The following is a 16,909-nucleotide window of genomic DNA, read 5'->3' as shown; positions in this document are numbered from 1 at the left end:
GCCTTCCGCATGCGAAACCGCGACCTCGTCTACGTCTCCAACGCCCCCTTCACCGAAGTCTCCAAGGTCGTCAGCGTCTTCTCCACCGTCGCAGGCCCCGTCGCATCCGCAGCCTCCGTCTACGCCTACTCACGGTAGGCGACGACCGGCTCGCAACGGCCCCCTGACGCGGTTCCGGGACAATCCCGTCGTGCCGCGGCGCCGACGGCGAGCCCGGGCGGGAGGGGCACGCCCGTCGGGTTCGACGTCGAGGACGGATCCGGCGCGGCAACCGCCGCAGGACGGTCGCGTCGGCCACCGGCGTTCTCGCGTGGCATCCTCGTCGATTCGACGCGCGAACCTCGGATCATGCCGGTCGGCGCCCGAGCGCGCCTCGGCGTGCCGTCGGCCGCCCTTGGCGGATCGACCGCCGCGGTGATCGCGCAACGCGAATCACCTGCCCTTCGCCGGGAACGGCCGATCCGGGCTTTCGCCCGTCGGTCGATCGCTGCGCCGCGCACCGTGCAGCACCCCAGCAGCGAAAATCGGCTAGTTCATCGGTACTAGAACCACCTGACCGATACGCCGAGCAAGGTGTTGCGGCGCGCGATCGCCGCAGGATCGGCATCAGGATTTTTTCCCAACAACCATGGATTGGTGCGACCGCGCGGGAGAATTGCGCACAATTTAGTTCGAATCAGCCGACATTTCCGAACGTTTGTCCGCATCGCTGAGGTTCTTGATCTGCGCATTGCGCCGGAGTACCGCCGATCAGGCCGGAATTCCTCAGGATTCGGTCAAAAACCCCGAAATAATCTTGCCGGGTGCCGAAACTGAGCTTACGGTTCGAACTATCACCCGAAGTCAGAATGACGGTACGAAGATCATGAGTGAACCAGACATCGACAAGGCCCGCTTCATCACGTTGGCCGCGGACATCGTCTCCGCCTATGTCAGCAACAATCACGTCCAGAGCGCCGAACTGCCGAAGCTTCTGAGCGATGTGCACGAGGCGATCGTCGGCGTGTCTGGTGCAAATGGCCCGGTCGCCGAGGTCGGGCCGCCGAAGGCGACCGCGCAGGAAATCCGTCGCTCGGTCACGGCGGATTACCTGATCAGCTTCGAGGACGGGAAGCAGTACAAGACCCTGCGCCGGCACCTGACCCTGCGCGGCCTCTCGCCCGAGCAGTATCGCGCGAAGTGGGGCCTGGCGCCCGACTATCCGATGACGTCGCAGAGCTATTCCGAGCAGCGCTCCGAGCTGGCCCGCGCCCTCGGCCTCGGCCAGCAGCGCCGCAAGAACGTGGCGAAGGCCGCCCCGTCCGAGCCGGTGGTCACCGAGGAGGAGGCGCCCGCCGCCGAATCCGAGGCGCCCGCCAAGAAGACCCGCGCGCCCCGGAAGAAGAAGGACGCCTGAGGACCCGCCTCGGCGACCCGGGACGCGACGACACGAGACCTGCGATGCGGAAGGCCGGAGGCGGGATGACCCCTCCGGCCTTTCTGCATTCTACGCGGCCTCGGAACGTTCGGCGCGTCGTCGGCTTGCTTTCGGCGACAGGCTTGCGCGCCGGCCGGGCGGTCGCCGCGGAAGACCATCCGAGCAGGAGCGAGACATGGCCTTCATCGAGACAAAGGACGGCACACGGCTCTACTACAAGGATTGGGGCACCGGCCGGCCGGTGGTGCTGATCCACGGCTGGCCGCTCGACGCCGACATGTGGGAACATCAGATGCCGGTGCTCGCCGAGGCGGGCTACCGGGTCGTCGCCTACGACCGCCGCGGCTTCGGCCGGTCGGACCAGCCTTGGACCGGCTACGATTACGACACCTTCGCCGACGACCTGAAGGCGGTGCTCGACCACCTCGATCTTCGCGACGCCGCCCTGGTCGGCTTCTCGATGGGCGGCGGCGAGATCGCCCGCTACATGTCCCGGCACGGCGGCGCGCGCGTCGCGAAGGCGGTGCTGGTCTCCGCGGTGACGCCCTACCTCCTCAAGACCGGCAACAATCCCGACGGCGTCGACGGCAGCCTCTTTCAGGGCATGATCGACGGCCTCGTGAAGGACCGTCCGGCCTTCCTGGCGAACTTCGCCAAGACCTTCTTCGGCGCCGGCGTCTTCCACTCGCCGGTCTCGACGGAGACGATGACCTGGGCCGGCAACCTGGCGATGCTGGCCTCGCCCAAGGCGACGACCGCTTGCGTGAGCGCCTTCGGCACCACCGACTTCCGGGCCGACATGGCGCATTTCACGGTGCCGACGCTGGTGATCCACGGCGACGACGACCAGACCGTGCCGATCGCGGTATCGGGAAAGGCGGCCGCCGCCGCGATCCCCGGCGCGGCGTTCGTCGTCTACGAGGGCGCCCCGCACGCGGTGCCGTTCACCCATGCCGAACGGTTGAACGCCGACCTGCTGGCGTTCCTGAAGGGCTGAACGCGTGCGTGCGCGAGCCCGGGATCGGGCTCTCGCGCGCCGCATTCGGCCGCGATAGACAGGCCGCAAACGCCCGTCGGTCCGGGCCGGCCCGCGCCGCCGCGGGCGGCCCGGCGCCCCGACGACCCCGAGCGCCCGGAGCCCTGCATGCCTCGCCCGTCCACCCCGATCGTCCTAGTCGCCGCGCTGATGCTGGCCGCCGGCCCCGCCGCCGCGCAGATGGCCAAGACACCGGACGTCAAGACACCGGACGTCAAGACCCCGGATGCGCCGCCGCTGAAGTCGGCGATGCCCGAGAAGGCGGCGCCGACGGGCAAGAGCGAGGTGCAGCTCTCCTTCGCCCCCGTGGTGAAGCGGGCGGCGCCCTCGGTGGTGAACGTCTACGCCTCGCACATCGACAAGCGGCCCAACGCCCGCACCAGCGCCATGGACGAGTTCATGCGTCGGTTCTTCGGCGCGGAGGGCGGCCGCGGGCAGGGCGGCGCCCCGGGCGAGCGGGCGCAGAAATCCCTCGGCTCCGGCGTCATCGTCGACGCGTCGGGGCTGATCATCACCAACAACCACGTCATCGACAACATGAACGAGGTCCGCGTCTCGCTGGCCGACCGGCGCGAGTTCGAGGCGACGATCGTGCTGCGCGACCCGCGCACGGATCTCGCCGTGGTGCGGATCACCAACCCGACCGGCGGGCTGATCCCGATGCCGTTCGGCGACTCGGAGAGCCTGGAGGTCGGCGACTTCGTGATGGCGATCGGCAACCCGTTCGGCGTCGGCCAGACGGTGACGCAGGGCATCGTCTCGGCGCTGGCGCGCACCCAGGTCGGCTCGTCGGACTACCAGTTCTTCATCCAGACCGACGCCGCGATCAATCCGGGCAATTCCGGCGGGGCGCTGGTCGACCTGCGCGGGCAATTGATGGGGATCAACACCGCGATCTACTCGCAGTCGGGCGGCAGCCACGGCATCGGCTTCGCGATCCCCGCCAGCATGGTCAAGGCGGTGGTCGAGACCGCCAAGAACGGCGCCACCACCGTGCGGCGGCCCTGGCTCGGCGCGCGGGTGCAGAGCGTGACGCCGGACATCGCCGAGAGCATGGGCCTCGACCATCCGACCGGCGTGCTGGTGGCGAGCCTGCAGGCCAAGAGCCCGGCGGACGAGGCGGGGCTGAAGCGCGGCGACCTGATCCTGACGGTCGACGGCTTGAGCGTCGACGACCCGGAAGCCTTCGGCTACCGCTTCGCGCTCAAGGGCATCACCGGCCAGACCAAGTTCGGCATCCTGCGCGGCACCAGCCGCAGCACGCTCCCGGTCAAGCTGACGCCGGCGCCCGAGACGCGGCCGCGCGACGTGCTGAAGGTCCGCACGCGCTCGCCGTTCTTCGGCGCCACGCTGATCAACACCTCGCCGGCCGTCGCCGAGGAGATGCTGACGGACTTCCCCGTCGACGGGGTCGCGGTGCAGGCGGTCGACGAGAATTCGATCGCGGCGCGCGCCGGCCTGCAGAAGGGCGACATGCTGGTCTCGATCAACGGGCAGCCGGTCTCGACGACGAAGGACGTCGAGCGCGCCACCCGCACCGTGCAGAGCGCCTGGGAGATCGCGATCAACCGCAACGGCGAGGTGCTGACCTCGATGTTCGGCGGCTGAGGCCGCACCGGCCCGGACGCGATCCCGGCCTCAGGCCGCCTGGAACGCGATGGCGGTGGCCTGGATCTCCTCGAGCGGCTTGCCGATCAGCGCGGTGATCGCGTCCTTCGGCATCGGGGCGCCGAACAGGTAGCCCTGGCCGTAGTCGCAGCCCTGGTCGGAAAGCCAGTCGACGCTGGCATCGGTCTCGATCCCCTCGGCGGTGGTGACCAGCCCGAGGCTGGCGCCGAGCTTGATGATCGCGTCGACGAGCTTGGCCCGCTCGGCGCTCATGGTGATGGTGTCGACGTAGGTGCGGTCGATCTTCAGCTTGTCGAACTTGAGCTCGCGCAGGTGGTACAGGCTGGAATAGCCGGTCCCGAAGTCGTCGAGGGCGATGCGCACGCCGAGGTTCTGCAGCGAGGTCAGGGTCGTGCGGGCCGCCTCCAGGTCCTGCACCAGGGCCGTCTCGGTGATCTCGACCTCGAGGCGGCTCGGGGAGAAGCCGGTCTCGGTCAGGATCGCGAGGATGCGCTCGCACAGCCAGCGGTCCTGGAACTGTTGCGGCGCGATGTTGACCGCGAGCTGGAAATGGGGCGGCCAGTCCCGGGCGTCGAGGCAGGCCTGGCGCAGGAGCTTCATGCTGAGCTCGGCGATGAGGCCGGTCTCCTCCGCGATCCCGATGAAGCAGGCCGGCGCGAGCAGCCCGCGGACCGGGTGCCGCCAGCGGGCCAGCACCTCGACGCCGACCAGCGTCTTCTCCGGCAGCGTCACCACCGGCTGGTAGTACGGCTCGATCGCGCCGCTCGCGATCGCCTCGCGAAGCTCGCTCTCGAGCTGGGCCCGCGCCTTGAGCTCGATGTCCATCGCGCTCTTGAACACGCGGAACACGCCGCGGCCGTCCTTCTTGCCCTGGTACATCGCGAGGTCGGCGGCATGCAGAACCACGTCGGCATCCGCCTGGTCGGCCGAGATCAGGGCGATGCCGATGGTCGCGCCGACCTTCAGCTCGTTGCCCTGCCACTGGATCGGCGCCGCGATCGCCGCGATCAACCCTTGCGCGAGCCGGGTCAGGCCGTCGCTGCCGCCGTCGAGCGGCACGAGCAGGGCGAACTCGTCGCCGCCGAGCCGGGCCGCGAGGCCGGCGTCGGGCGTCAGGGCGGACAGGCGCTCGGCGACGGCGCACAGCACGGCGTTGCCGGCCGCGTGCCCGTAGATGTCGTTGACCGGCTTGAAGCGGTCGAGGTCGACCAGGAGCACCGCCTGGGTCGGGACCAGGGTCGCGGCCGCCCTGCGGCGCTCCAGCGTCTCCAGGAACAGGCGGCGGTTGGCGAGCCCGGTCAGGACGTCGTGGCGTGCCACCGCCTCGGCCTCGGCGGCGGTGATGTCGCGCTCGCGCATCGCCACCCGCAGCAGCAGGGACTTCCGCAGGCTGGCGACGAACACCGCCATCCCCATCAGCGCCACGAGCATGAACTCGTTGGAGAGCTGGTGCGCCTGGACGAAAGCATTGAGCCAGGAGAAAACCTCAAATTGAATTCCGATGACCCATAAACACGCACCGATCATCAGCAAGCAGAGAACCTCGTAAAGCTCTCCTTCGCCCCAGCTGCCGCGTTTTCCGATCATGAACCGTCCCCCCGATCGGTCTCACCCTGAGCACGGGCGAGCTTAAGGGAGTCTCACGCGTCCTGGCGGCGGCAGGCGGCACGGCTCGTTTGGCGGACGCCGGACGAAGACTTCGGTCGCGGGGGTAAATGGAGCCTTTCGCCCTTCGTCGGGCACACGCGCCCGCGTCGGCGCCGATCCCGGCCGCTCGAATCAGGCCGACCCGACGTTCGGCGGCCCTTGCCGAGGGAGGGGCGCAGGGTGTTGATGCCGGCATGCCCGACCTGTTCGCAACCGCCGGCCTCGATGCGTCGGCGCCCCGCCCGCTCGCCGACCGGCTCCGGCCCGGCACGCTCGCCGAGGTCGTCGGCCAGGATCACCTCACCGGCCCGGACGGCGCGCTGACGCGGTTGCTGCGCGGGCGGACCTTCGGCTCGCTGGTGTTCTGGGGACCGCCCGGCACCGGCAAGACGACGGTGGCGCGCCTGCTCGCGCACGAGACCGACCTGCATTTCGAGCAGATCTCGGCGATCTTCTCCGGCGTGCCCGACCTGCGCAAGGTGTTCGAGGCCGCGCGCAAGCGCCGGGCGACGGGGCAGGGGACGCTGCTCTTCGTCGACGAGATCCACCGCTTCAACCGGGCGCAGCTCGACGCCTTCCTGCCGGTGATGGAGGACGGGACGGTGACGCTCGTCGGGGCGACCACCGAGAACCCGTCCTTCGAGCTCAACGCAGCGCTGCTGTCGCGCGCCCGCGTCCTGCTGTTCCGCGCGCTCGACGACGGCGCCATCGCCAAGCTGATCGCGCGGGCGGAGGACCTGACGGGCCAGGCGCTGCCGCTCACCGAGGAGGCGCGCGGCGTGCTCGTGCGCATGGCCGACGGCGACGGGCGCGCGGCGCTGACCCTGTGCGAGGAGGTCTGGCGCTCCGCCAAGCCCGACGAAATCCTCGACGCGGAGGTGCTGCAGACGCTCGTCCAGCGCCGCGCGCCGATCTACGACAAGGCGCAGGAGGGCCACTACAACCTAATCAGCGCGCTGCACAAGACGGTGCGCGGCTCGGACCCGGACGCGGCCCTGTACTATCTCTGCCGCATGCTCGACGGCGGCGAGGACCGCCTGTTCATCGCCCGCCGGCTGGTGCGGATGGCGGTGGAGGATATCGGGCTCGCCGACCCGCAGGCGCTGGTGATCACCACCGCCGCCAAGGACGCGTTCGACTTCCTCGGCAGCCCCGAGGGCGAGCTCGCCCTGGCACAGGCGGTGATCTACCTCTCCTGCGCCCCGAAATCGAACGCCGCCTACGAGGCCTACAAGGCCGCGACCCGCATAGCCAAGGAGCACGGCTCGCTGCCGCCGCCGCGCACCATCCTCAACGGCTCGACCAAGCTGATGAAACGGCTCGGCTACGGCGAGGGCTACCGCTACGACCACGACGAGCCGGAGGCGTTCTCGGGGCAGGATTACTGGCCGGAACGGCTCGGCCGCCAGCACCTCTACGCGCCGACCGACCGCGGCATGGAGAGCCGCTACCGCGACCGGCTCGCCCACTGGGAGCAGCTTCGGAAAGCGCGGCGCGAGGAGGGATGAGCGCCGGCATGGACGTCCTCCTGAAAGGCGTGGCCGGCGGCCTCGTGACGATGGCGATCGTGCTGGCCTCGCGCCGCGGCAACGTCCTGCCCGGCATCCTGCCGCTGGCGCCGACCTTCGCGATCATCGCGCTGCTCGCGGTCGGGGCGAAGGGCGAGGCCGGCGCCTTCCGCGAGACCTGCCTCGCGGGCGTCCGCACGATTCCCGCCTACCTCGTCTTCCTCGCCGTGGCGTGGTGGCTCGGCGGGTTCTGCGACCATCGCCTCGCCCTCCTCGGCGGGCTTTGTGCATGGCTGCTGGCCGCGCTCGCGATCTTCCTCGCGCCGCGCTGGCTGTGAACGCTGGACCGGGCGCCCGTCAGCCTGTAGGGCACCCGCCCCCCGACCCTTCGCGAAAGACAAAGACCCGATGGCGGCCTGCGGCCTCGATTTCGGCACGTCGAACACGACCCTTGGACACCGCACCGCGCCGGGTCCGCGCCTCGTCCCGCTGGAGGGGCGCCACGTCACCATCCCGAGCGCGATCTTCTTCGAGCCGAACCGCGAGGCGGTGATCGGCCGGGCGGCGACCGAGGCCTATGTCGAGGGCACGCCGGGCCGGATGATGCGCAGCCTCAAGTCGGTGCTGGGCTCCGGCCTGATCGAGGAGACGACCCCGGTCGGGCGCGAGCGCGTGCGCTTCCGCGACGTGATCGGGCGCTACCTCGCCGCGGTGAAGGCGCGGGCCGAGACCGCGGCCGGCGAGACCTTCGACACGGTGGTGCACGGGCGCCCGGTCCACTTCGTCGACGGCGACGCCGAGGGCGACCGCCGGGCCGAGGACACCCTCCGCGAGATCGCCGAGAGCATCGGCTTCCGCCACGTCTCGTTCCAGTACGAGCCGATCGCCGCGGCGCTCGACCACGAGCAGAGCGTCCGCAGCGAGGAGATCGCGCTGATCGCCGACATCGGCGGCGGCACCTCGGACTTCTCGATCGTGCGGCTGTCGCCCGAGCGGCATGCCAAGGCGGAGCGGGCCGACGACATCCTCGCCAACGACGGCGTCCGCATCGGCGGCACCGACTTCGACCGCTTCCTCAGCCTCGGCACGGTGATGCCGCTGCTCGGCCTCGGCAGCCCGATGAAGCGCCCCGAGCTCTCGGTGCCGAACGCCTATTTCCACGACCTCGCCACGTGGTCGAGCATCAACCGGCTCTACAACGCCAAGACCCTGCGCGAGATCGCCGAGATCATCCGCGACGGCGCGCGTCCGGACCTCGTCGAGCGCCTGCGCACGGTGGTCGAGCTGGAGCGCGGGCATTCGCTCGCCATCGCCGTCGAGGGCGCCAAGATCGCCGCCTCGAACGACGGCGCCTCCGAAGTCGATCTCGATTGGATCGAGCCGGGCCTGGCGGCCTCGGTCGACCGGACGGCCCTCGTGTCCCACACCGAACCGCTGGCGGTGCGGATCTCCGAGCGGGTCGGGCGCTGCCTCGCCCAGGCGGGCTTGCGCGCGGACCGGATCGATTCGCTGTTCCTCACCGGCGGCTCCACCGGCCTGCCGCATGTCCGCCAAGGGCTGACGTCCTGCCTGCCCGGCGCCCGCGTCGTCGAGGGCGACACCTTCGGCTCGGTCGGCATCGGTCTCACCATCGAGGCGATCCGCCGGGCGGCCTGAGCCGCGACGCCGGCCTGCCGTGCGGCGAGGGCGAATTGTCGCCGCCGCGGGCGGGTGCTAACGCCCTCGCATGACAGGCAATCCACCACGCGGCGGCGGCTCGGCCGGGAAAGGCTCCGGCCGGGGCCCGGACAAGGGCGCAGGCAAGACCGTCGGCAAGGGCTCCGGCCGTCCGCCCGCCGCGAAGTCCGCGGCCGGCAAAGCCGCGGCCGGAAAGGCCGCCTTCGGCAAGAGCGCGAGCCGCGGCCCCCGCGCCGGCGGTCCCGGGAAGCCGCGATTCGGCCGGCCCGAGCGCGCCGGCACCGGTCCGCGCAGCTCGGCGCTGGACGCGGCCCAGCGCGCCGCGCAGCTTCGCGGCGACGACGCGACCGGACGGTCGCCCTGGGGCGAGGTCGAGGGGGCCGAGCCGGCCCCCCGGCCCGCCCGCGCGCCGCGGCGCCCGGCGCCGGAGGAGCACGCCTCGACGGAGCAGACCCGCGCCGAGCCGTCCCGTACCAAGCCGGCGATCGCGCGGGCGACCCGTCCGCGGCCGGCCGACGAGATGCCGGCGCCCCTCGCCGAGGGACCGACCCGGCGCCAGCAGCGCGCGGCGGCCTCGGCGACGCTGGCGTCCGGCGTGCAGACGCTGACCGTCGAGACCGACGAGGCCGGGATGCGGATCGACCGCTTCCTCACCGCGCGGTTCCCGCAGCTGCCCTTCGCCCGGGTCCAGAGCATCGTCCGCAAGGGCGAGCTGCGGGTCGACGGCAAGCGCGCCAAGCCCAACGACCGGCTCGAGCCGGGCATGGCGGTGCGGGTGCCGCCGCTCAAGCTCGACCAGCCCGCCGACCGGCCGCGCAACCCGGTGCGGGACCAGAACGACGCCGAGTACATCCGCTCGCTGATCCTCTACGAGGACGCGGACATGATGGTGCTGAACAAGCCGTTCGGCCTGGCGGTCCAGGGCGGTTCGGGCACCGTCCGGCACGTGGACGGGCTGCTCGAGGCGCTGGCCGGCCCAGACGGGCAGAAGCCGCGCCTCGTCCACCGCCTCGACAAGGACACCGCCGGCTGCCTGATCGTCGCCAAGACCCGGGTCGCGGCGGCGACGCTCGCCAAGAGCTTCCGCTCGCGGGCGGCCCGGAAGATCTACTGGGCGCTCACCGCCGGCGTGCCGCGCACGCCGCAGGGCCGGGTCTCGACCTACCTGGTCAAGGAAGAGCCGACCGATGCCGACGCCCGCATGCGGATCGCCCAGCACGGCGAGGAGGGCGCCACCCACGCGCTGACCTACTACGCCACCGTCGACCAGGCGGCGCAGAAGGTGTCGTGGCTGTCGTTCAAGCCGGTGACCGGGCGGACGCACCAATTGCGGGCGCATGCCGCCCATATCGGGCATCCGATCGTCGGCGACCCGAAATACTTCTCGGTCGAGAACTGGGCGCTGCCCGGCGGCATCCAGAACCGGCTCCACCTGCTCGCCCGCCGGATCGTGATCCCGCATCCGCGCACCGGCAAGCCGATCGACGTGAGCGCGCCGCTGCCGCCGCACATGGCCCAGAGCTGGAACCTGCTCGGTTTCGATGCCGCGCGCTACGACCCGATCGTCGACGCGCCGGAGGCGTGAGGCCAAGCGTTCGTGATCGCGGCGGCGACTGGCCGTCGTGCACGGCGCGGGCCGCGAGGGTTGGCAACCGCCCCGCGAGGCTCATATCCTCGAAGGGCACCGGGCCGGCGGCCATCCGCCCTGGGCACCCGGCCGACATCGACCCTCGTGGTGAGACCTGATCGACATGAAGCTCACGACGCTGGCCTGCCTCGCCGCCCTCGGCCTGCTCGGCCCCGAGACGCTGGCGACGGCCGCGCCCGCGGCGCCCCCGAGCGCGCAGGCGCAGCCGTCGCTGGGCCGCGCGGGGCCGCCCAGCGCCCGCAGCGGCGACAAGCGGCGGCGTTCGTACGCCGCGTGCAACCGCGCCTCGCATGCGCGCGCGCTCCACGGCGGCAGGCGGCGCCGATTCCTGATCCGGTGCAAGCTCGGCTACGAGCGGCCGCGCACCCCGTCGGCGGCGCAGCAGCAGGCGGCCCCGACGGCCGCGACGGCGCCCGCGTCGGCCCCGCCGACGCCATCGGCGCCGGCACCCGCGGAGCGCAGGCCGTGAGGCGGCCCTGCCGTCCCGGCACGTGAAGCTCGTCGTCTTCGACGTCGACGGCACCTTGGTCGACAGCCAGCACCTGATCGTCGCCGCGCAGGTCACGGCGTTCGCCGAGAATGGGCTTCCGGCGCCGAGCCGCGCCGAATCGCTCTCCGTGGTCGGCCTCTCGCTGCCCCAGGCGTTCCGGCGCCTCGTCGGGGACGACGGCCCGGTCGCCGAGCTGTCCGAGAGCTACAAGCGTGCGTTCAACGCCCTCCGGCTCGACCCGGACTACGAGGAGCCGCTGTTTCCCGGCATGGGCGAGCTGATCGCGCGGCTGCACGCCCGCGACGACGTGCGGCTCGGCATCGCCACCGGCAAGTCGCGGCGCGGCGTCGACCACCTCGTCGCCTTCAACGGCTGGGAAGGGTGGTTCGCCACCACCCAGACCGCCGACGACGCACCCTCGAAGCCCGATCCCGCGATGCTGCTCCAGGCGATGGCGGAGGCGGGCGTCGGCCCGTCGGCGACCGTGATGGTCGGGGACACCAGCTACGACATGGCGATGGCGGTGGCGGCGGGCGCCGCGGCCATCGGCGTCGCCTGGGGCTATCATCCCGCCGGCGCCCTGTTCGGCGCCGGCGCCGTGACTGTCGTGGACACGGCCTCGGCTCTCGGCGACCTGTTCCGGGACGGGTCCGGCGGCTGATCGGGCTCGCGAAACCGCACCCGATCGCCTATCTCCGAAGCTATGAGCGACGACGTCACGCAAGACTGGCTGGGCCAGCCCTCCGACACCCCGCGCCCCGACCCGATGCGGGCGGTGCGCGACCACGGCAAGCCGGTGCTGCCGAAGCGCTTCTACAAGGAGACCGGGTTCGCGGAGGGCGCGGGCGGCTTCCGCCTGACGCTGGACGGACGCCCGGCCAACACGCCGGCGCGCAACCCGCTGGCGGCGCCGACGCGGGCGCTGGCCGAGCGCCTCGCCGCCGAGTGGGCGGCGCAGGGCGAGACCATCGACCCGGCCAGGATGCCGTTCACCCGGCTGATCAACACCGCGATCGATGGCGTCGCCCCGCGCATGGCGGCGGTGGCCGAGGATCTGTGGCCCTACGCCGGCACCGACCTCGTCGCCTATCGCGCCGGCTCGCCCGAGCGCCTGGTCGCGGCGCAAGCCGAAGCCTGGGACCCGATCGTGGCGTGGGCGCGCGAGGCGCTGGGCGCCCGGCTGATCCTGAGCGAGGGCGTGATGCACGTCGCGCAGCCGGAGGATTCGGTCGCGGCCCTGCGCCGGGCGGTGTCGGCGATCGACGACCCGTTCCGGCTCGCCGCCTTCCACACCCTGACGACCTTGACCGGCTCTCTGCTGATCGCGCTGGCGGTGCTCGCCGGCCGCCTCACCGCGGAGGAGGGTTGGGACGCGGCCCATGTCGACGAGACCTACCAGTCTGCCGTCTGGGGCGCCGACGAGGATGCCGCGACCCGGCTCGCCGGGCGCAAGGTCGAGTTCCTGGCCGCGGCCGAGGTGACGGCCCTCGCGCGCTGAGCGAAGTGGTCGCGCTGGCGCGCTCGGCGAGGTGGCGGGCCAGGCTTTGCCGGAGCGGTCGCGCACCGGAAAATTCGCCTTGTCGCCTCGCCAAATCAGGTTCAATTCCCCGGCGCGGAACCGCGTGCTAAGGCGCTTCGAAGCTTGAGCGGGCCGGCCTCCTCGGCCAGCTTAGGCAATACAAGACTCTTCCGACGCCCGAGGCAGGACCGCTCGACCCATGAAGGACATTCTGGAAAAGCTCGAGGAGCGCCGGTCGCTCGCCCGCCTCGGCGGCGGCGAGAAGCGGGTCGACGCCCAGCACAAGCGCGGCAAGCTCACGGCGCGCGAGCGCATCGAGCTCCTGCTCGACCACGGGTCGTTCGAAGAGTTCGACATGTTCGTGCAGCACCGCTCGACCGATTTCGGAATGGAGAAGCAGAAGATCCCCGGCGACGGCGTCGTCACCGGCTGGGGCACGGTCAACGGCCGCACCGTGTTCCTGTTCTCGAAGGACTTCACCGTGTTCGGCGGCTCGCTCTCCGAGACGCACGCGCAGAAGATCATCAAGGTCCAGGACATGGCCCTGAAGATGCGCGCCCCGATCATCGGCATCTTCGATGCCGGCGGCGCGCGCATCCAGGAGGGCGTGGCGGCCCTCGGCGGCTACGGCGAGGTGTTCCGGCGCAACGTCGCGGCGTCCGGCGTCATCCCGCAGATCTCGGTGATCATGGGGCCGTGCGCGGGCGGCGACGTCTACTCGCCGGCGATGACCGACTTCATCTTCATGGTCCGCGACACGAGCTACATGTTCGTCACGGGCCCCGACGTGGTGAAGACCGTCACCAACGAGGTCGTCACCGCGGAAGAGCTCGGCGGGGCCAAGGTCCACACCACGAAGTCGTCGATCGCCGACGGCGCGTTCGAGAACGACGTCGAGGCAATCCTCCAGATCCGCCGGCTGCTCGACTTCCTCCCGGCCAACAACATCGACGGCGTGCCGGAGATCGAGAGCTTCGACGACCCGCTGCGGCTCGACAAGTCGCTCGACACGCTGATCCCGGACAACCCGAACAAGCCCTACGACATGGGCGAGCTGATTCGCCGGGTCGTCGACGAGGGCGACTTCTTCGAGATCCAGGCGGCCTACGCCCGCAACATCATGACCGGCTTCGGCCGGATCGAGGGCCGCACGGTCGGGTTCGTGGCCAACCAGCCGATGGTGCTGGCGGGCGTCCTCGACTCGGACGCCTCGCGCAAGGCCGCCCGCTTCGTGCGCTTCTGCGACGCCTTCTCGATCCCGATCGTGACCTTCGTCGACGTTCCGGGCTTCCTGCCGGGCACCGCGCAGGAATACGGCGGCCTGATCAAGCACGGCGCCAAGCTGCTGTTCGCCTACTCCCAGGCGACGGTGCCGCTGGTGACGATCATCACGCGAAAGGCCTTCGGCGGCGCCTACGACGTGATGGCTTCCAAGCACGTCGGCGCTGACCTGAACTACGCCTGGCCGACCGCGCAGATCGCGGTGATGGGCGCCAAGGGCGCCGTCGAGATCATCTTCCGCAGCGAGCTCGGCGACACCGACAAGATCGCCGCGCGCACCGGCGAGTACGAGGACCGCTTCCTGTCGCCGTTCGTGGCGGCCGAGCGCGGCTACATCGACGAGGTGATCATGCCGCATTCCACCCGCAAGCGCATCGCGCGGGCGCTGGGCATGCTGCGCACCAAGGAGATGGAGCAGCCCTGGAAGAAGCACGACAACATCCCGCTCTGAGGGCGGGAGGCAACGAGGTGCGGGTCGTCGACCGCACCGCGAAGGCACGTCTTGTGATACTGGCTGCTGATATCATATGAAGCTCGGCGGACGGCATCGGACGACGCTGGCGGCGATCTTCGCCGACCCCGTGCGCTCGGGTGTCGTCTGGTCCGACATCGAGTCCCTGATGAGCGCGTGCGGCGCGGAGATCACGGAAGGCCGCGGGTCGCGGATCCGGGTGGCCCTGCACGGGGTGCGGGCGGTGTTTCACCGGCCTCATCCGCAGGAGGAGACGGACAAGGGCGCGGTCAAGTCGGTGCGACGCTTCCTGATCGAGGCTGGAGTCACGCCATGACGACGATGCAGTATCGGAACTACGAAGCCTCCGTCGAATACGATGCGGAAGCCGATATCTTTCACGGCGAGGTCTTGGATCTCCGCGACGTGATCACGTTCCAGGGCCGGTCCGTCGACGAGCTGAAGCAGGCGCTCGCCGACAGCGTCGAGGATTACCTTGCCTTCTGCGCCGAGCGCGGGGAAGAGCCGGAGAAGGCCTTTTCCGGGCAGTTCGTGGTGCGCGTCGAGCCGGGCCTGCATCGCTCGCTGGTCTCGTCGGCACGCCGGGCCGGAATCAGCCTCAACAAGTGGGTCGCCCGCACGTTGGAGCAGGCGGCCGATTGAGGCGGCCCTCCGCGCTCAACTCCGGTCGCTGTGCTCGATCACGGCGCACATCGTCAGGGGGCCCTTGTCGGTGCCCGAGACGGAGCAGGTGATGCGGGCGCCGCCGGCGTCGACGTTGCTGTGGCGCAGGCGGCTCGCCGCCTCGCGGGCCTTGTGGGCCGCCGCCTCGATCACGTCGGCCGCGATGCCGGTGACGGCGTGGCCGGCCTTGCCGAACAGGGCGTAGTAGCCGTCGGGCGGGGCGTCGCCGCGGAACTGCGCGCCGACCGACGAGAGCTGCGGGCCGCCGCAGGACAGCGTCAGGGTGGTGCCGTCGCCGGCCGTGAAGTTGGCGAAGTCGGCGCTGCGGTTGCCGGGACTCGCCGTCGTCGCCTTGGCGACCTTGTCGATCAGGTCGCCGCATTCGTCGGCGAGCGCCGGGACGGGCAGGGCGAGGATGAGGCCGACGAGGAGCGCGCGCATGCCGGGAACGTAGCGTGCGTGCGCGAAACGGCCAGCACCGGCGCGTGAGGCGTCTCGCCGCTCAGGCGGTGGGCGCCGGGCTCGACCCGAGCTCGAGCAGAACGATCTCGGGCGGCACGCCGAGGCGGACCGGGATGCGGCTGACGCCGAACCCGCCCGAGACGATCATGTGGCGCCCGTCGGTGACGACGTGGCCGTAGGAATAGTCGTGCCCGTGGATCGGGCGGATCGCCGGCGAACGGCCGAGCAGGCGGATCTGGCCGCCATGGGTGTGCCCGGCAAGCGTCAGCGACACCCGCTCCGGCACGTCGACGAAGGCGTCCGGCTCGTGGATCATCAGGATCACCGGCGCCGCGTCGGTCACCTTGGCCATCGTCGCGGGCAGGTCGTCGCGACCGCTGTCGTCGTCGAAGACCAGGAACGGCTGCTGGTCGCCCAGCCCCGCGATCCAGAACGGGTGCCCGTCCTTGGAAAGGCGCAGCGCGTCGTTCTCCATCACCGGGATGCCGACCGCCTCGAGCACGCGGCGTGCTTCCGGCACGCCGCCGCGGGCCGCCTGAGCGGCCGCGTCGTCCCACCAATCGTGGTTGCCGAGGATCGAGTAGGTGCCGAGCGGCGCGCGCAGGCCCGCGGCGAGCCGCGCGAACTCGGGCAGCGGCACGCGTTTCCAGGCGATGCGGCCGGCGGCCGGATAGTCGCCGAGCATGAGAATCAGGTCGGGCGACAGCGCGTTCGTCGCGTCGACGATCTCGGCGACGCGGTCGAGCGGCATGAACGGCTCGCAGACGTGGAAGTCGGCGAGCACCGCGACCTTGAGGGCGAGCCCCGGCGTCCAACCCGGCAGGCGCGGGGCGTAGCGGGTCACCACGAGGCGATGCAGCGGCTCGACGCCGAAGGCGTAGGCGCCGGTCGAAAGCCCCGCCGCAGCGAAGGTGCCGCCGATTCCGGTCAGGACCTGCCTGCGGCTCGGCAGGATCAGCATGGAAGCCTCGGGTTCGCGTCTGTCGGGCGCTCCTAGCGCGGCACTCCGGCGAAAGCGCGGCGCGGGCTGGGAGCGGGCGACGATGACGCGAACCCGTCGAGAAAGTCTGAACCGAACCGTCGGGTACGGGGCGGTTCGCGCGATCGGTCAGTCGATCGGCGCATCCTCGTGCACGATGCCGAGCACGCCCTTGCGGTTGGTCCGCGGGGCGACCTTGCCGGCCGGCTTCACCGAGTGGGCGGCGGCGGCGAGCGCCGGAAGCGCGAGGGGACGGAAGCCGTAGCGGGCCTCGGCCTGGTCCATCTGCCGGCGCTCGGGCTCGTGAGCCTGGGCCTGCATCTCCGAACCTTGCATCGCATCGGGGGCGTACATGGGTTTGCGTCCTGTGGTCGTTCGCGTGACGGTCGCGCCGTCGCTTCGTGCCCCCACGCCGCTCCAGGGCGGTGGCGGGCGATTCGAGATCATCCCCGGGTCCTGAGCCGGCGGATGAACGATAAGG

General features: G+C 71.1%; 17 protein-coding genes and 1 pseudogene. 14 read left to right on the top strand and 4 right to left on the bottom strand.

What is annotated here, in order from left to right:
- The 4 genes and pseudogenes from MKK60_RS11030 to MKK60_RS11015 form a co-directional block, all read left to right on the top strand.
- Positions 1-138 (top strand): annotated as a pseudogene (locus MKK60_RS11030) (sugar transporter); the annotation flags it as partial.
- A 727-nt stretch (positions 139-865) separates the two neighbouring features.
- Positions 866-1,396 (top strand): MucR family transcriptional regulator, encoded by a 531-nt coding sequence (locus MKK60_RS11025; RefSeq protein ID WP_147729521.1) that lies wholly within the window; start codon positions 866-868, stop codon positions 1,394-1,396.
- A 196-nt stretch (positions 1,397-1,592) separates the two neighbouring features.
- Entirely contained in the window at positions 1,593-2,414 is an 822-nt protein-coding gene (locus tag MKK60_RS11020) for an alpha/beta fold hydrolase (RefSeq protein WP_243931760.1), read from the top strand.
- A gap of 147 nt (positions 2,415-2,561) precedes the next feature.
- The gene (locus MKK60_RS11015) at positions 2,562-4,061 is read left to right on the top strand and encodes a Do family serine endopeptidase (RefSeq protein WP_147728139.1); all 1,500 of its coding nucleotides are present in this window, start codon (positions 2,562-2,564) and stop codon (positions 4,059-4,061) included.
- A 30-nt stretch (positions 4,062-4,091) separates the two neighbouring features.
- On the opposite strand, the gene MKK60_RS11010 is transcribed toward MKK60_RS11015, so the two are convergent.
- Positions 4,092-5,609, bottom strand: coding sequence for a putative bifunctional diguanylate cyclase/phosphodiesterase (locus tag MKK60_RS11010; RefSeq protein WP_243949541.1), 1,518 nt, complete (start codon positions 5,607-5,609; stop codon positions 4,092-4,094).
- Positions 5,610-5,923: 314 nt separating this feature from the next.
- Here MKK60_RS11010 and MKK60_RS11005 point away from each other — a divergent pair, with 314 nt between their 5' ends.
- The 10 genes from MKK60_RS11005 (at position 5,924) to MKK60_RS10960 (ending at position 14,966) form a co-directional block, all read left to right on the top strand.
- The gene (locus tag MKK60_RS11005) at positions 5,924-7,237 is read left to right on the top strand and encodes a replication-associated recombination protein A (protein WP_243985689.1); all 1,314 of its coding nucleotides are present in this window, start codon (positions 5,924-5,926) and stop codon (positions 7,235-7,237) included.
- 8 nt (positions 7,238-7,245) lie between these two features.
- Positions 7,246-7,575: a GlpM family protein gene (locus MKK60_RS11000; protein ID WP_147843991.1), complete on the top strand. Its 330-nt coding sequence runs from the start codon at positions 7,246-7,248 to the stop codon at positions 7,573-7,575.
- A 70-nt stretch (positions 7,576-7,645) separates the two neighbouring features.
- The gene (locus MKK60_RS10995) at positions 7,646-8,893 is read left to right on the top strand and encodes an Hsp70 family protein (protein ID WP_243985687.1); all 1,248 of its coding nucleotides are present in this window, start codon (positions 7,646-7,648) and stop codon (positions 8,891-8,893) included.
- A 70-nt stretch (positions 8,894-8,963) separates the two neighbouring features.
- Entirely contained in the window at positions 8,964-10,499 is a 1,536-nt protein-coding gene (locus tag MKK60_RS10990; protein ID WP_243985686.1) for an RluA family pseudouridine synthase, read from the top strand.
- Between the two features lie 166 nt (positions 10,500-10,665).
- Positions 10,666-11,031 carry a hypothetical protein gene (locus tag MKK60_RS10985; protein WP_243985685.1) on the top strand — a complete coding sequence of 122 codons (366 nt, stop codon included), beginning with the start codon at positions 10,666-10,668 and terminating at the stop codon, positions 11,029-11,031.
- Between the two features lie 22 nt (positions 11,032-11,053).
- Positions 11,054-11,713, top strand: coding sequence for an HAD-IA family hydrolase (locus tag MKK60_RS10980; protein WP_243985684.1), 660 nt, complete (start codon positions 11,054-11,056; stop codon positions 11,711-11,713).
- Positions 11,714-11,755: 42 nt separating this feature from the next.
- Positions 11,756-12,550 (top strand): ATP12 family chaperone protein, encoded by a 795-nt coding sequence (locus MKK60_RS10975; RefSeq protein ID WP_243985683.1) that lies wholly within the window; start codon positions 11,756-11,758, stop codon positions 12,548-12,550.
- Positions 12,551-12,770: 220 nt separating this feature from the next.
- Positions 12,771-14,303 carry an acyl-CoA carboxylase subunit beta gene (locus MKK60_RS10970; RefSeq protein ID WP_147727895.1) on the top strand — a complete coding sequence of 511 codons (1,533 nt, stop codon included), beginning with the start codon at positions 12,771-12,773 and terminating at the stop codon, positions 14,301-14,303.
- Positions 14,304-14,379: 76 nt separating this feature from the next.
- On the top strand, positions 14,380-14,640 hold the full coding sequence (locus tag MKK60_RS10965; protein WP_147727896.1) for a type II toxin-antitoxin system HicA family toxin: 261 nt from the start codon (positions 14,380-14,382) through the stop codon (positions 14,638-14,640).
- Positions 14,637-14,966: a type II toxin-antitoxin system HicB family antitoxin gene (locus tag MKK60_RS10960; protein ID WP_243985682.1), complete on the top strand. Its 330-nt coding sequence runs from the start codon at positions 14,637-14,639 to the stop codon at positions 14,964-14,966. Before MKK60_RS10965 ends, MKK60_RS10960 begins: the two co-directional genes overlap by 4 nt.
- Before the next feature lie 15 nt (positions 14,967-14,981).
- On the opposite strand, the gene MKK60_RS10955 is transcribed toward MKK60_RS10960, so the two are convergent.
- The 3 genes from MKK60_RS10955 to MKK60_RS10945 all read right to left on the bottom strand — a co-directional run bounded on the left by MKK60_RS10955 (position 14,982) and on the right by MKK60_RS10945 (position 16,782).
- Entirely contained in the window at positions 14,982-15,428 is a 447-nt protein-coding gene (locus tag MKK60_RS10955; RefSeq protein WP_147843707.1) for an ABC transporter ATPase, read from the bottom strand.
- Positions 15,429-15,489: 61 nt separating this feature from the next.
- Positions 15,490-16,410 (bottom strand): metallophosphoesterase, encoded by a 921-nt coding sequence (locus MKK60_RS10950; RefSeq protein WP_243949525.1) that lies wholly within the window; start codon positions 16,408-16,410, stop codon positions 15,490-15,492.
- Between the two features lie 147 nt (positions 16,411-16,557).
- Positions 16,558-16,782 carry a hypothetical protein gene (locus tag MKK60_RS10945; protein ID WP_147843706.1) on the bottom strand — a complete coding sequence of 75 codons (225 nt, stop codon included), beginning with the start codon at positions 16,780-16,782 and terminating at the stop codon, positions 16,558-16,560.
- Between the last annotated feature and the right edge of the window lie 127 nt (positions 16,783-16,909).

The sequence above is a fragment of the Methylobacterium sp. J-092 genome, assembly GCF_022829325.1.
Classification (GTDB): domain Bacteria; phylum Pseudomonadota; class Alphaproteobacteria; order Rhizobiales; family Beijerinckiaceae; genus Methylobacterium.
Note: the sequence above shows the minus strand (reverse complement) of the source record. Positions and strands in the feature narration are given on the sequence as shown.